This window comes from Tenacibaculum sp. TC6 (assembly GCF_050606265.1).
Taxonomy (GTDB): Bacteria; Bacteroidota; Bacteroidia; order Flavobacteriales; family Flavobacteriaceae; genus Polaribacter.
In genome coordinates this window covers 1-14,490 of record NZ_JBOCUK010000039.1, presented here as the reverse complement: position 1 = coordinate 14,490, position 14,490 = coordinate 1, and the positions used below count along the sequence as shown (strand labels likewise).

The following is a 14,490-nucleotide window of genomic DNA, read 5'->3' as shown; positions in this document are numbered from 1 at the left end:
ATGCAGTATAAAAAGATTTTACCTTATGCAATAGCTGTTGTTGTTTTTACTATTGCCTCATTGCTGTACTTTAACCCGGTACTTAGCGGAAAAAAAATAAAACAGGGAGATATTACTCAGTTTATTGGAATGGCAAGAGAGTCTTCAAATTACAGAGCTGAAAAAGGAAAAGAATCCTATTGGTTAGGAAATGCGTTCAGTGGCATGCCAACATATCAGGTAGGAGCTTATTTTCCTAATGATTTTATTCGTTATGTTGATAAAGCTATTCGTTTTTTACCAAGACCTGCAGATTACTTATTTCTCTACTTTTTAAGCTTTTTCATTTTACTAACCGCATTAAAAGTTGATTGGAAGTTAGCTATTTTGGGAAGTTTATCCTTTGGTTTTTCTACCTATTTGATAATTATTTTTGGAGCAGGTCATAATGCTAAAGCACATGCTATAGGATACATGCCTTTGGTGATAGCGGGTATTATTTATGTGTATCAAAAAAGGTATTTGTTAGGTTTTATACTTACATCTTTAGCAATTGCATTAGAAGTTGCTGCAAATCACCCGCAAATGACCTATTATTTAGGTTTTTGTTTGCTTATTTTAGGAATAGTTGAATTTATACAAGCTATAAAAAACAAAACGTTACCTGTGTATGCAAAAGAAACAGGTATTATACTAATAGCTTGTTTGTTAGGTGTTGGAGTAAATGCAACACGATTGTTAGCAACTAAAGAGTATGCTGCACACAGTACACGAGGGAAGTCAGAATTAACGATTAATACTGATGGAACCCTTAAAGAAAAATCATCAGGTTTAGATAAAGAATATATTACTGAGTATAGTTATGGTATTGCAGAAACTTTTAATTTGTTAATACCACGATTTATGGGCGGAGGAACGGTAGAAAAATTAGACGGAACTTCTCATTTTTACGAAACTATTGAAGCCAAAGCCGGTACTGAAGCGGCTGAAGAATATTCGAATCAGGTATTAACCTATTGGGGAAAACAGCCTATTGTGGAAGCTCCTGCATATATTGGAGCTATACTGTTTTTTCTTTTTTTCTTAGGTATATTTTTAGTGAAAGGAAAATTAAAATATTGGTTGGTTAGTGCTACCGTATTTTCAATTATAATGAGTTGGGGAAAGAATTTCCCGATTCCTACAGATTTGTTTATAGATTATTTTCCTCTGTATAATAAATTTAGAGCCGTATCTTCTATTCAAGTAATAGCAGAACTCTGCGTACCATTGTTGGGTATTATAGCATTAAGAGATTTTTTCTCTTCGGAAATATCAAAAGAAGAAAAAGAAAATGCGCTTAAAAAATCTTTTTATGTTGTAGGAGGAATCACCTTGTTATTAGCATTGTTAGGAGGTAGTTTATTCAATTTTGAAGGAATTCGTGATGCACAATACCAACAATTACCGGGATTAATAGATGCGTTAATTGCTGATAGAAAGTCAATGTTAATGTATGATAGTTTGCGTTCTTTTATGTTAGTACTTATCACAGGAGGAATTTTATGGTTCTTCTTAAAAAAGAAAGTAAATCAAACTCAGGTCATAGTAGCATTAACCATTTTTATAGTATTTGATTTAGTGTCTGTAAATCTTAATTATGTTAATAAAGAGGATTTTACATTGGCAAGAAATGTTGATAAACCCTTTGTGGCTAACGAAGCAGATAAACAAATTTTAAAAGATACCACACATTATAGAGTTGCTAACTTTACGGGTAATATTCTTAATGAAGCAAGAACCTCTTATTTCCATAATTCAATAGGAGGGTATCATGCAGCAAAAATGAAACGCTATCAGGAAATATTTGAATATCAAATCAGCAAAAATAATTTTGAGGTATTGAATATGTTAAATACTAAATATTTTATTGTTGGTGAAGATAAGGTAAAAGAAAATCCGGAAGCGAATGGAAATGCTTGGTTTATAAATCAATTAATTCTGGTTGATACAGCTGATGAGGAAATGAAAGAACTTGATAGTTTAAAAACAAAAACTACTGCTGTTTTAACTAAGAAAGAGTATGGCAAAAGTGATTTAGAAGGAAAAGTTGATTTTGAAAAAGATTCCACGGCTTATGTAAAATTAACCAACTATGATGTGGCAAGGTTAACTTACAAAAGTGCTTCTCAAAAAGAGCAATTTGCCGTGTTTTCTGAAATTTATTATCAAGAAGGCTGGAATGCTTATGTAGATGGAAGCTTGATGCCACATGTAAGAGTTGATTACATTTTAAGAGGAATGAAAATACCTGCTGGAGAACATGTAATTGAATTTAAGTTTGAACCTACAGTTATTAGTAAAGGAAGTACCATAAGCGTCATAGCATATATACTATTGATTTTAATTCCTGTAGGAGGTTATTTGATGATGAAAAAAAATAAAGCAGCTTAAACAAAAAAGAAAATAACACCTCTTAATAACATAATTTATTTAATAATAATTTAGCGATAGCTCAAACTAAAAATATGTATACTAAACTTCCTAAAAAAAGATACGCACATACACTTAAATTTTTACAAACTCACATTCCGGCACCTGCTAAAGTTTTGGATTTAGGAGTAAGAAACCCTTTTAGTGAAATTATGGAAGAAAATGGGTATACCGTTTTTAATACTAATGGAGAGGATTTAGATTTGATACCGGAATTGGTAAAAGAATATGATGTTGATGTGGTTACTGCTTTTGAGATTTTTGAACATTTACTGGCACCGTTTAATGTGTTAAGAGAAATTTCAACCACTAAATTAGTCGCTACTGTTCCGCTTAAATTATGGTTTTCGGATGCTTACAGAAGTAAAACAGATATGTGGGACAGGCATTACCACGAGTTTGAAGACTGGCAATTTGATTGGCTAATGGAAAAGTCAGGATGGGAAATAAAAGGTACAGAAAAATGGACCAATCCTGTTCAGAGATTGGGAATAAGACCTCTTTTAAGAAGTTTTACACCTCGATATTATGCAGTATACGCAGAAAAAAGATAGAAGAATGAGAATTGGAATGATACTGGATAATGTGTATCCGCCGGATCCGAGAGTAGAAAATGAAGCGATAGAATTAATTAAATCCGGGCATGAAGTTTTTTTATTCTGTCTCACTTATGGGAATGAAAAATCTGAAGAACTTGTAAATACAATGAAAGTACGAAGGTTTACAACGAACACCTTCGAATACAAAATGTCTGCACTGGTATATACAATTCCGGTGTATACTTTTTTGATGAAGAAAAAAATTAAACAATTTATAAAACAAAATAAAATAGAAGTTATCCATATCCACGATATGAGAATTGCAGAGGCTGCCTTTCAAGCAAATGAAGGTAAACTTCCTGTAGTATTGGATTTACATGAAAACAGACCGGAAATTATGCGTTATTACCCTCATATGCAAAAATTGAGAGGAAAGCTATTAATTTCAATAAATAAATGGATTAAAAAAGAAGAAGAATTTATTCGTAAGGCTACTCATGTTGTAGTGGTTACAGAAGCTGCTAAAGAAGAAATTGTAAGTAGAGTAGGTGTGTCACCTAATAAAATTGTAGTAGTGCCTAATACGGTAAGGTCTTCATTTTTTGAAAGTAGTGAACACCCGGAAATTCCATATAAGAAAAAAGAAGAAGAGTTTACGTTACTATATTTAGGTGATACCGGAAAAAGAAGAGGCTTAGATACAGTGTTAGAAAGTATGGTTACGTTAAAAAATAGAATAAAGAACCTTACGTTTGTAGTTGTGGGTAAAACCTCTCCGAGCCTTGAAAAAAAAGTAATAGATTTAGGATTAGAAAAAGAAGTAAAGTTAATGGGATGGCAAAAAGATACTACATTTCCTAACTGGATTAAAAATTCAGATGTATGCTTGTCACCTCTGCACAGAAATATTCATCATGACACTACGTATGCTAATAAAATTTTCCAATACATGAGCTTAGGAAAACCACTACTGGTAAGTGATGCTAAAGCTCAAAAAGATATTGTAGAGGAAGTTAATGCAGGACTCGTACATGAAGCTGAAAATGTTGAAGAGTTTACTCAAAAAGTAGTAACTTTATACGAAAATAAGCAGCTTAGAGAAGCAATGGGAGAAAATGGAAGAACCTTTGTGAAAAATCATTTTACTTGGGATAAAACTTCAAAAGACTTAAAAGAATTATATAATAAATTAGCTTGAAAGTATTAATTGTAACGTATTATTGGCCTCCGGCAGGTGGACCGGGAGTACAACGCTGGTTGAAATTTGTAAAATATTTACGAATTTTTAATGTAGAACCCATTGTTTTTACTGCTGAAAATCCTAGTTATCCTATTATAGATGTTTCCCTTGAAAAAGATGTTCCTGAAGGAATAGAGGTGCTTAAATGCCCTATTATTGAACCTAATGGGATTCTTTCAAAATTAAAAAAGGAAGACACACAAAAAAGTATGGGTTTTTTAAACCCTAATCCTACTTTTTTAGATAAAATTTTAATGTATATAAGGGCTAATTATTTTATTCCGGATGCACGAAAATTTTGGATACAACCTTCGGTTAAAAAATTAAAAAAGTACTTAGCAGAAAATAAAGTTGATGTGCTAATAACTACCGGACCTCCTTATAGTGTCCATTTAATCGGATTGAAATTAAAACAGCAATTAGGCGTTAAATGGATAGCAGATTTTAGAGATCCTTGGACTAGTGTTGATTATTTTCATTTGTTGCCATTAACTAAAGCATCATTAAAAAAACATTATAAGTTAGAAGAAACAGTTGTTAAAGAAGCTGACGGGGTATTAATGGTAAGCAATCATGCAAAGAAAAAATATGAAGCAAAAGCAAAAAATATAACTGTTATTACTAACGGATTTGATGAAGACGGAACAAAAAGGAGTAACGAAGTTAAAGTAGATGAAAAATTTACGATTACTCATATTGGCATGATGAATTCTGAAAGAAATCCTAAGAAATTATGGAAAGTCTTATCAGAAATATCTAAAGAAAATAAACAGTTCGCAGACGATTTAGTATTGAAGTTTATTGGAAAAATAGATGATACAGTTGCAGATGAAATTAATAATTGTAATATAAAAAATGTGCAAAATATTAGTTATGTACCACATCCGGTAGCAAAACAATACCAACAAGAATCACAAGTACTGTTAATTGTAGTAAATGATTATCCAAGTGCTAAAGAAATGATTCCGGGAAAGACTTTTGAATATCTTCAAGCTAAAAGACCGATAATAGGAATAGGTCCCGAAGATGGTGACTTATCTGGGATTATGGCAGAAATAGGGGCAGGAAAAGTGTTTAGTTACGATAGCCATGAAGATTTAAAAAAATATATTTTAGAACTCTACGACAGGTACAAAGCGACTAATGGAATACCCAATCTTGCGAATACTATAGAGCATTATCATAGAAAAAACTTAACAGGAAAATTAGTAACTTTCATCAAACAAATTTCTAAGAGTTAGTTAAAAAAGAATACATTGGGAATTATTTTTAAACAATCATTAAAAAATACTCTAATTATATATTTAGGGTTTTTAATAGGAGGTATAAATACCATTTTTTTATACACTCGTTTTTTAAAAGATGATTATTATGGATTGGTAACATATGTACTATCATCTTCTAATTTAATAATGCCATTTACCGCATTAGGAATTCACTTTACTATTGTTAAGTTTTTTTCAAGCTATAAAACAAAAGAAGAGAAAGATAAGTTTTTAAGTTCTGTTATTCTTTTGCCATTAGTCATAGCTTTAATAATGGGGTATTTTTGGAATTATTTTCACAATTGGATTATGGCTTTTGTTTCAAAAGAAAATACCATAGTTGAAAATTATACAATTTACATTTACAGTATTGCTGTAAGCTGTGCCTATTTTGAAGTTTTTTATTCATGGGCTAAAGTACAAATGCAATCGGTATTTGGAAACTTACTAAAAGAATTATACAATAGAGCCGCAGTGACTATTCTTTTATTTGCGGTATATTTTAATTGGATTACCAAACAAGAATTTATTTCTTTTTTATCCTACGCTTATATCCTTAGAACCATCATAATGATGTTATATGCGCTTAAACTATATCTTCCAAAGTTTTACTTCTCGTTACCTGAAAATTACGGAGAAATAATGAGGTATACACTCTATATAATTTTAGCAGGTAGTGCCAGTGCTATTATTTTAGATATAGATAAGTTTATGATAGCAGGTAAGGATACTTTTGATAAAGCAGCATATTATAGTGTAGCTGTTTTTATAGGATCTTTTATAGAAGCGCCAAGTAGAGCAATGACTCAAATTTTACAGCCTTTAACCTCAAAGTCTATAAACGAAAATAATTCAAGTGAAGTTGAAAATCTGTACAAAAAGAGTTCCATAAATTTATTATTGGTAGGAGGATTGTTTTTTATTCTTATTAACTGTAATGTATCTGAACTTTTTAAAATTATGCCAAAAGGATATGCAGGAGGAGAGCTGGTAGTGTTAATGATTTCTGCTGCTAAATTATTTACAATGGCATTAGGAAATAATGGTGCTATTATAAACAACTCACAGTTTTATAGAATTACATTATTTACAGGTGCCGGTATGGCTATATTGGTTTGGGTACTAAATAAGTATTTTTATTACAACTTGAATTATGGAACAGAAGGATTGGCTTTTGCTACATTTTTATCGTTTATCATTTTCGGGATATTTAAAGTGTGGTATGTGGATGCTAAGTTACATATGTTTCCGTTTACTAAACAAACGCTACATATGACCTTAATTATTGTATTACTATACCTTAGTTTTAATTATTGGGATTTTAATGTGGGTAATGTTGAGCTTTTTAACTTTTCTGTATCTCCGATTATAAATATTATATTAAAAAGTAGTATTATAACCTTACTTTATATCTACATCGTGTACAAAATGAAAATCTCAGATCAGATTAATAATTTGATGGCTAGGTTTTTATAATAAACAATAATAAAAGAGAAAAGGTTTGTTCTTAGAACAAACCTTTTTCTGTAAGGGGAAACTAAATATTAAAGGGAAAAATAATATTCTTAAGGTAATATATTTTTTACGTGTGCAAATATATGTCTACTATTAAACAAGTTGATTAACATATGTTTATAATTAAACCGAATATAGTTTTTTTCGTATTCTGCTTAATTGTACAGGAGTAATATTTAAAAAAGAAGCAATGTGGTACTGAGGTATTAAGTTGTTAATTTCAGGGATTTCCTCTTTTAATTTTAAATACCTTTCTGTGGCACTCAATAATGCCAATTCATCAACTCTTTTTTCTGTTCTTATAAAAATGCTTTCTAAAACCTTACAGTAAAACAGCGCAATTTCATGATTGTTCTGTGTTAAGTTTAAAAAGGCACTGAAATCTCCTTCAAAAAATTCACAGTCTGTTAAACAATCATAAGTGGCATTTGAGGTATTTTTTTTGATAAGGGAAGATAAAGCACCAACAGTGCTCAAAGGGGTGTATAACGTTCTTATATGTTCCTTTTCTTCTTCATTTTTTATATAACTTCTGGCAACTCCACTTTTAATAATATAAAAGTTACTAGGAACCTGACCTTGTTTTATAATGATTTTTCCTTTTGGAAATTGTTTTAAAGAAACAATTGAACTAAATGATTCTATAGATTTCTCTGAGATATTTGGTATAAAATATCTCATAAACTGTTCAATAATATTTTGCATAACTTATTATTAATGTATAAAAGTATAACTACAAACGAAACGTATCGTTTGGTCAATAGCTTAATAAATACATTGGGGGACCAATAAGTGTCTACTCCAAAACTAAGGAAATTTTTTCTAAAAAACTAATAGCATTGGCTCCTTCCATAAACAATAAATCAAGTATTGAAAGGTTTGGAATAAATCCGTACTTGTCATCAAACATTTGTATATAGCTATCCATTTCTATTTCAATACCTTTTTTGGCAATAGCTAAAGATCGATAATCATTTTCTGCTGTAATTTCGTAGTTATTCGTGGTAGAATAATCTTCATTTATTTGCAAAGCATCAGCAATTAATTGATGAGTATCTATAGTTACATCTTGTAAGTAAGTATATTTTTTAGTAAAAATAGTACGTAAATCGTCTTCAAAAAATTCAAAAAAAGGAGAAGACCTATAAGCTGCTTGTAATGATTTGAAATGTTGTTGTTGCCAAGGAAAATCATTCTCTACTAAAGTGTCTTTTGTTTTTTTTCTACCTTCAGACGTTGTATGCTTAACCGGAATATTTAAAGCAAGTTTACCATTAGCACCATATATATAACATCTGTTTCTATAGGTTTGTTTTTGATAATTATCTTCCAATTCAAAAACAACATCATTAGCTTGATAAATAGCAGCATATTGAGCAATAGGAGCAAAATACGTAGGAATAAAAAGAGCCATTATGATTTCTTTTTCTTTTTGTTTTTACTGAAGCTGTATGCAATATATCCTACTATTAATACTATTACTACCCATAAATACGAAACAGGTTTTCCACTACCTCCAACAGTAGTAAACATTCTATCCCAACGAATAGATTTTATTTTTTCAGAAATACTCTTGGCTTTCGGGTCCCAGCTTAACCATATCATTACTGGTTTTCCTACAACATGATCAAAAGGAACATATCCCCAATTTCTAGCATCTAATGAGTTTTGACGGTTGTCTCCCATCATCCAAAAATAATCTTGCTTAAAAGTATATGAAGTCGCTTTTTTTCCATTGATATAAATATCATCTCCAAAAATGGTTAAATCATTACCTTCATATCGTCCAATAATTTGCTCGTAAAAAGGAATACTTTTTTTATCTAAGGCTACGGTTACGCCTTTTTTAGGAATGTAAATAGGACCGAAGTTATCAGAAGACCAAGCATATCTTGGATCATGCGGGAAAACAGATTTATCATAATATCCTTTTGGTCTTACTATTTTTTCTACACTTTTAACAATAGGGTTCTTAGCTATTGAAGCTGCTTCTTCATCGGTAAGATTTAAGATATACTTTCCATCTCTTGAGGTCCACTCACGAATATTATATTTTTGAGCATCATTGTTGTCAAAACTTTTTCCTTCTGTATCTACAGTAAAAAACCATTGTGGTTTTGCTCTGTCTGGAAGTACCGTTCTTTCACCGTTAATATATACATAACCATCCCTTACTTCTAGGCTATCTCCCGGAATTCCTACACAACGTTTTACATAGTTAGTACGTTTGTCTATAGGCTTGTATGTTTGTTTCCCGGAAGTATCACCCCACATAGTTTTAGTAGTATCTGCTGGCCAACTAAAAACTACAATATCATTACGCTTAATTTTTTGAATACCTGGTAAGCGCATATAAGGAAGTGATAATTTATTTTTCCAATTGTTTTTATGCTCCGGGTTATCATCAGATAAAAAGGATTTAATACCTAATCCAGGAATAGTATCATGAGCCATTGGAGCTGCAATAGTTGTCATAGGAACACGTGCTCCGTAATGAAACTTACTAACAAACAAATAATCTCCAACCAATAAAGTTTTTTCTAATGAAGAGGTTGGAATGGTATATGGCTGCATAAAGTACGTATGCACTAGAGTTGCAGCAATAACTGCAAATGAAATAGAACTTAGCCATTCATCTACTGCTGTAGGAGGTTTTAAACTGCGATTTTTTTTATGTTCAGCATTGGTGGCATAATTGATATAAAATATATACAAGCCAAATGTAAAAATGGCTAAAAAAGTATCTTTACCTTTATTAAATCCAAAGCTTCTACAGGTTTCAACCCAAACTATAGGGAACATTAAAAGATTAACTATGGGGACAAATAGTAATAAAACCCACCATATCGGGCGATTAATAATTCGCATTAAAACAACAGCGTTGTATACAGGAACTGCAGCTTCCCATGCTTGTCTACCGGCACGGATATATAACTTCCAGGTTCCTAAAAAATGAATTACTTGAATTATTAAAAAGAAAATAAACCACTCAGTTAATGTCATAATTTCAATATTTTATCCTCGGTTTGAGCAAAATTCAGTTTATAAGTTTACATTACGTTAAAAAGTTACACCTTTTAACCTAAGTTTAACACGTCTTTCATTGTAAATACTCCTTTTTTATCAACTAGCCATTCAGCAGCAACTACGGCTCCTAAAGCAAAACCTTGTCTGTTATGTGCCGTGTGTTTTATATCAATAGTATCTACAAAAGATTGATAAGTAATGGTATGTGTTCCGGGTACCTCTGGAGTTCTTACAGCTGTAATAGGAATGTTGTTTTGATCGGTTGTTCCATCTAAACTCCATGAGTTTTTGGATGAATTTTCAATAATTCCTTCAGCAAGAGTAATAGCAGTACCACTTGGAGCATCCAGTTTTTGAGTATGATGAATTTCTTCAATAGATACGTTATATTGTTCTAAAGTACTCATCATTTTGGCTAGTTGTTTATTAAGCTCGAAAAAGATGTTAACTCCTAGGCTGAAGTTTGAAGCATAAATAAAACCACCATTTTTTTGGTTACATAACTCAACTACTTTTTCATACTTATCTAACCATCCCGTAGTTCCTGAAACAACGGGCACATTATTGTAAATACAATTAGTAATGTTATCATAAGCTACATTTGGTAAACTAAAATCTATGGCAACATCAGCCGTAGTAATATCGTATTTTTCTTTACCGGAGTATTTTATTACAATTTCATGCCCTCTTTGTAAAGCAATTTTTTCAATTTCTTTACCCATTCTACCGTATCCGAGTAAGGCTATTTTCATTTTTAAAAAGAATATTTTAAAGTTAAACCAACTCTGGGTGACTCAATGAATAAAGGATCTGTTAAGATTGTTGGTTTTATAGATAGATTATCATTTGTTTCAAATTGAAGTAAATGCGCATTAACACTCGCTTCAACTATTTGTAATACGTATAACAAAACTCCTGTAAGTAAAGAAAGATCTCTGTTTTTTCGTAATACTTTTTGGGCATTCTCTAACCCTGCAGTTGAAATATTTGGGTTTCCATTTTGACCGTTAAACTCGTCAGGAAGCCCCTGAACTCTTAGTTTATAAGCAGTCCTAAATCTGTCATAATCATTACTATTGATAATGTAATAATATACACTGGCACCCATAGCTCCCCAAACAATAGGAGCTTTCCAGTATTTTTTATTATAAATTTGTCCGCCTCCCGGAAAAATAGCAGAATAAAAAGCTGCTTTTGAGGGAGAAAGCGGATTATATTTATCGTTTTCAAACTGAATTTTCTTGGCTTTAATAGCTAAAGAATCTTTTTGGGCGTACAGTGTACATGACAAAAAGAAACCTAAAAAAGCCCATATGATCTTTTTACGTAACAATTATTGTAATAGTTTTTTTATACGATTGAAATCTTCTTCAGAATTAAAAGCAATAGAAATTTTACCTTTACCACGATTGTTAACCGTAACATCTACTTTGTTTCCAATGTATTCTGTCATTTCTTTAGCACCTTCACTAATATATTTTGGAAGTACTTTTTTCTTAGCAGCTTTGGTAATAGTTCCGGCTTTTAAGTTTTTTACTAAATCTTCTGTTTGACGAACAGAAAGTTTATCACGAACAATTTTTTCGTAAATGTTTAACTGGTCTGTAGTACTATCAACATTAATTAAGGCTCTACCATGTCCCATACTAATAAAACCATCTCTCATACCTGTTTGTATAATCGGATCTAGTTTTAGTAATCGTAAATAGTTAGTAACTGTAGAACGCTTTTTTCCTACACGAGTACTTAATTCTTCTTGAGTTAATTGAATTTCATCAATTAATCGTTGATAAGAAAGAGCAACTTCAATTGGATCAAGATTTTTACGTTGAATATTTTCAACTAATGCCATTTCAAGCATTTCCTGATCGTTAGCTAGTCGTATATAGGCAGGAATTGTTGTGTTTCCAATTAATTTAGAAGCTCTAAAACGACGCTCTCCTGAAACTAATTGAAATTTTTCACCGGCTAATTTACGAACAGTAATAGGTTGAATAACCCCTAATTCTTTAATAGAACTAGCTAATTCACGTAAGGCTTCTTCATCAAAATAAGTTCTAGGTTGGTACGGATTAACTTCAATTGAGTTAATATCAATTTCAATAATATTACCTACTAATTTGTCCGCATTTTTATCAGAAGCAGAATTAACATCTGCTGTTTCTTTTAATAATGCCGATAAACCTCTACCAAGAGCTTGTTTTTTTGTCGCTTTTGCCATTACAATATTTATGCTTTTTTATTTAAAATTTCGTTGGCCAAATTTAAGTAATTTACAGCACCTTTACTGGTTGCATCATAAGAAATAATACTTTCACCGTAACTAGGGGCTTCACTTAAACGAATATTTCTGTGTACTATTGTATCAAAAACCATAGAGCTAAAGTGTTTTCTAACTTCTTCAACTACCTGATTAGAAAGACGTAAACGTGGGTCGAACATGGTTAAAAGAAGTCCTTCAATGGCTAAATCCTGATTGTGAATTTTTTGTACACTTTTTATAGTGTTTAATAGTTTTCCTAATCCTTCTAAGGCAAAATACTCACATTGGATAGGAATGATAACAGAATCTGCTGCAACTAGAGAATTTAAGGTAATAAGCCCTAAAGAAGGGGCGCAATCAATTAAGATAAAATCATAATCGTCTTTTACGCTTTGTAAAGCGGTTTTTAACATGTATTCTCTTTGTTGCTTATCTACCAACTCAATTTCAATAGCAACTAAATCAATATGTGCAGGTATTAAATCTACATTAGGAGAATTGGTTTCTAATACAGTTTCTCTTGGAGTAGCTGTGTGTTCAAGTACCTGATAGGTACCTATTTCTATACTTTCAACATCCAGACCTAAACCGGAAGTAGCATTTGCTTGTGGATCAGCATCTATTAATAATACTTTTTTCTCTAAAACACCTAAAGCCGCAGCTAAGTTTACAGTAGTAGTTGTTTTACCAACACCACCTTTTTGATTTGCAATTGCAATAATTCTACCCATTGTAATTTGTCTAGTTTGAAAGAGGTAAATTTACAATTATTTATTGTTTAAAAAAGGGAAATGTATTAACAATAATTAAAGCTTTGTTAAATAGCTTTTAGTAGCCTCTAAATAAAAAGCGTTAAATACGCATAAAATAAATCCACCTAAATTTTTACTGTTTTTTCCTGTGTATTAACAGTGAATAGCATTAGAACTACCTTTAATAACCTACATATTTTTGCCTTAATTCTGTTAAATACTAGTTAAACGGAAAAATTAATTCATGGATTGATCAACCATAAAAAACTAATCAAAATTAAATTATTATCGCGGAAACCGAAAAGCGTACGAGTAGGAAACAAGTATTTAAAAATTTTTATTTTATGAAAAAATTGATTGCATTAATCATGATAAGTATTATGATTATCTCTTGTAAAGAGGAAGAAACATTACGTCAGGAAAAAACGGATGAATTAGCTGTTTTAAAAGGCGAAGAAGCTAATATGCTACGTTTTGGAAGTATTGATGAATTAAAAATGTTTGTATCAGAACGTCAAGAATCTGAAACAGATCTTTTAGATGAAGCAAAAGAAATGTCTGAGGCAGGAAAATATAATTCGTTATTAATGATTTATAATTTAGAAGCTTATGAAGCTGAAAAATTAGGAATTAATGAAAAGGAATTACCTGTTGTTGATTCAAATGATGATATGCTCTTGTTATTATTAAATCAAAAAGGTGAAGTAGCTGTAGAAAATAAAATTTTTAGAATTAACGGAGAATTTGTGTATGCTTATACAGAAGGTTTTTCCGCTTATATTGATGAGTTTTTAGCTTCTTATAACGGAGGAAAAATTAAAATGGAGAAAGGAGAAACGTTCAACTATAATAAAGAGTTAACGGTTTATAGACATAATAATGAAGTTGAAAGAGAAAGCGAAGCCAGAGGGGTTACATCATATCAGTATTTTAATAATAATTACAGAATGAAAGCTAAGCAATACAATGGGTATTGGTTGTTTTATAGCTCAATAGGAGCGAAAACTAAGGTTGAGCAACGTAAAAAGTTTTTATGGTGGAGTTGGTGGAAAACTGTTAAAACAGATAATAGATTAGAGTATGAGTTGAGCTATAAAGTAGAATCTACTTTTGGATTTCCTACCATAACACTTAATGCTTCCGGACATAAATATTGTTATTGTAATGAAGCTAATAAAACATACGATTGGTCGGTTGGTTTCCCTGCTGCGCCTAATATTTATACACCTTTAAAAGGGGAAACAAGACATTGGGCACATTGGTATAGTGCAAATCCAAATACAGTTTCAGTAACTCTTGTTTATTAATAAGAAGTAATTGTGAAAAATGAAAGGTAGCCGTAAGGCTACCTTTTTGTATTAATTATGTCCCGTCCTAAAATAAGTTGACACAAATTAGACTTATTTTATGAATACGAGTCCACACAAGAAAAAGCGCA

Annotated in this window: 13 protein-coding genes; 6 read left to right on the top strand and 7 right to left on the bottom strand. The window is 31.2% G+C overall.

Going from position 1 to position 14,490, the window contains the following annotated elements:
* The 5 genes from ACQY1Q_RS15405 (at position 1) to ACQY1Q_RS15385 (ending at position 6,971) form a co-directional block, all read left to right on the top strand.
* Complete coding sequence (locus tag ACQY1Q_RS15405) at positions 1-2,412, top strand: YfhO family protein (protein WP_431006222.1); 2,412 nt, start codon at positions 1-3, stop codon at positions 2,410-2,412.
* A gap of 74 nt (positions 2,413-2,486) precedes the next feature.
* On the top strand, positions 2,487-3,005 hold the full coding sequence (locus tag ACQY1Q_RS15400) for a methyltransferase (RefSeq protein WP_431006221.1): 519 nt from the start codon (positions 2,487-2,489) through the stop codon (positions 3,003-3,005).
* On the top strand, positions 2,980-4,188 hold the full coding sequence (locus ACQY1Q_RS15395) for a glycosyltransferase family 4 protein (RefSeq protein WP_431006220.1): 1,209 nt from the start codon (positions 2,980-2,982) through the stop codon (positions 4,186-4,188). Before ACQY1Q_RS15400 ends, ACQY1Q_RS15395 begins: the two co-directional genes overlap by 26 nt.
* The gene (locus tag ACQY1Q_RS15390; RefSeq protein ID WP_431006219.1) at positions 4,185-5,471 is read left to right on the top strand and encodes a glycosyltransferase; all 1,287 of its coding nucleotides are present in this window, start codon (positions 4,185-4,187) and stop codon (positions 5,469-5,471) included. The genes ACQY1Q_RS15395 and ACQY1Q_RS15390 overlap by 4 nt, the downstream gene beginning before the upstream one ends.
* A gap of 15 nt (positions 5,472-5,486) precedes the next feature.
* A complete protein-coding gene (locus ACQY1Q_RS15385) occupies positions 5,487-6,971 on the top strand; it encodes a lipopolysaccharide biosynthesis protein (RefSeq protein WP_431006218.1) in 1,485 nt (494 codons plus the stop codon).
* Between the two features lie 162 nt (positions 6,972-7,133).
* Here ACQY1Q_RS15385 and ACQY1Q_RS15380 read toward each other — a convergent pair whose 3' ends face one another.
* The 7 genes from ACQY1Q_RS15380 to ACQY1Q_RS15350 form a co-directional block, all read right to left on the bottom strand.
* A complete protein-coding gene (locus ACQY1Q_RS15380) occupies positions 7,134-7,715 on the bottom strand; it encodes a Crp/Fnr family transcriptional regulator (RefSeq protein WP_431006217.1) in 582 nt (193 codons plus the stop codon).
* Positions 7,716-7,806: 91 nt separating this feature from the next.
* Positions 7,807-8,424, bottom strand: coding sequence for a WbqC family protein (locus tag ACQY1Q_RS15375; protein ID WP_431006216.1), 618 nt, complete (start codon positions 8,422-8,424; stop codon positions 7,807-7,809).
* The gene (gene lepB, locus ACQY1Q_RS15370; RefSeq protein ID WP_431006215.1) at positions 8,424-10,013 is read right to left on the bottom strand and encodes a signal peptidase I; all 1,590 of its coding nucleotides are present in this window, start codon (positions 10,011-10,013) and stop codon (positions 8,424-8,426) included. The genes ACQY1Q_RS15375 and lepB overlap by 1 nt, the downstream gene beginning before the upstream one ends.
* A gap of 74 nt (positions 10,014-10,087) precedes the next feature.
* Positions 10,088-10,789, bottom strand: coding sequence for a 4-hydroxy-tetrahydrodipicolinate reductase (dapB, locus tag ACQY1Q_RS15365; protein WP_431006214.1), 702 nt, complete (start codon positions 10,787-10,789; stop codon positions 10,088-10,090).
* A 2-nt stretch (positions 10,790-10,791) separates the two neighbouring features.
* Positions 10,792-11,370: a DUF5683 domain-containing protein gene (locus tag ACQY1Q_RS15360; protein WP_431006213.1), complete on the bottom strand. Its 579-nt coding sequence runs from the start codon at positions 11,368-11,370 to the stop codon at positions 10,792-10,794.
* Entirely contained in the window at positions 11,371-12,258 is an 888-nt protein-coding gene (locus ACQY1Q_RS15355; protein ID WP_431006212.1) for a ParB/RepB/Spo0J family partition protein, read from the bottom strand.
* A gap of 8 nt (positions 12,259-12,266) precedes the next feature.
* The gene (locus tag ACQY1Q_RS15350; protein ID WP_431006211.1) at positions 12,267-13,031 is read right to left on the bottom strand and encodes a ParA family protein; all 765 of its coding nucleotides are present in this window, start codon (positions 13,029-13,031) and stop codon (positions 12,267-12,269) included.
* Between the two features lie 365 nt (positions 13,032-13,396).
* Here ACQY1Q_RS15350 and ACQY1Q_RS15345 point away from each other — a divergent pair, with 365 nt between their 5' ends.
* On the top strand, positions 13,397-14,359 hold the full coding sequence (locus tag ACQY1Q_RS15345) for a hypothetical protein (protein WP_431006210.1): 963 nt from the start codon (positions 13,397-13,399) through the stop codon (positions 14,357-14,359).
* The last annotated feature ends 131 nt before the right edge of the window (positions 14,360-14,490 follow it).

Excerpts from the sequence above, each read along its gene's own strand:
- ACQY1Q_RS15405 (WP_431006222.1), top strand. The coding sequence starts at position 1 with ATGCAGTATAAAAAGATTTTACCTTATGCAATAGCTGTTGTTGTTTTT.
- ACQY1Q_RS15400 (WP_431006221.1), top strand. The coding sequence starts at position 2,487 with ATGTATACTAAACTTCCTAAAAAAAGATACGCACATACACTTAAATTT.
- ACQY1Q_RS15395 (WP_431006220.1), top strand. The coding sequence starts at position 2,980 with ATGCAGTATACGCAGAAAAAAGATAGAAGAATGAGAATTGGAATGATA.
- ACQY1Q_RS15380 (WP_431006217.1), bottom strand. The coding sequence starts at position 7,715 with ATGCAAAATATTATTGAACAGTTTATGAGATATTTTATACCAAATATC.
- ACQY1Q_RS15375 (WP_431006216.1), bottom strand. The coding sequence starts at position 8,424 with ATGGCTCTTTTTATTCCTACGTATTTTGCTCCTATTGCTCAATATGCT.
- lepB (WP_431006215.1), bottom strand. The coding sequence starts at position 10,013 with ATGACATTAACTGAGTGGTTTATTTTCTTTTTAATAATTCAAGTAATT.
- dapB (WP_431006214.1), bottom strand. The coding sequence starts at position 10,789 with ATGAAAATAGCCTTACTCGGATACGGTAGAATGGGTAAAGAAATTGAA.
- ACQY1Q_RS15355 (WP_431006212.1), bottom strand. The coding sequence starts at position 12,258 with ATGGCAAAAGCGACAAAAAAACAAGCTCTTGGTAGAGGTTTATCGGCA.
- ACQY1Q_RS15350 (WP_431006211.1), bottom strand. The coding sequence starts at position 13,031 with ATGGGTAGAATTATTGCAATTGCAAATCAAAAAGGTGGTGTTGGTAAA.
- ACQY1Q_RS15345 (WP_431006210.1), top strand. The coding sequence starts at position 13,397 with ATGAAAAAATTGATTGCATTAATCATGATAAGTATTATGATTATCTCT.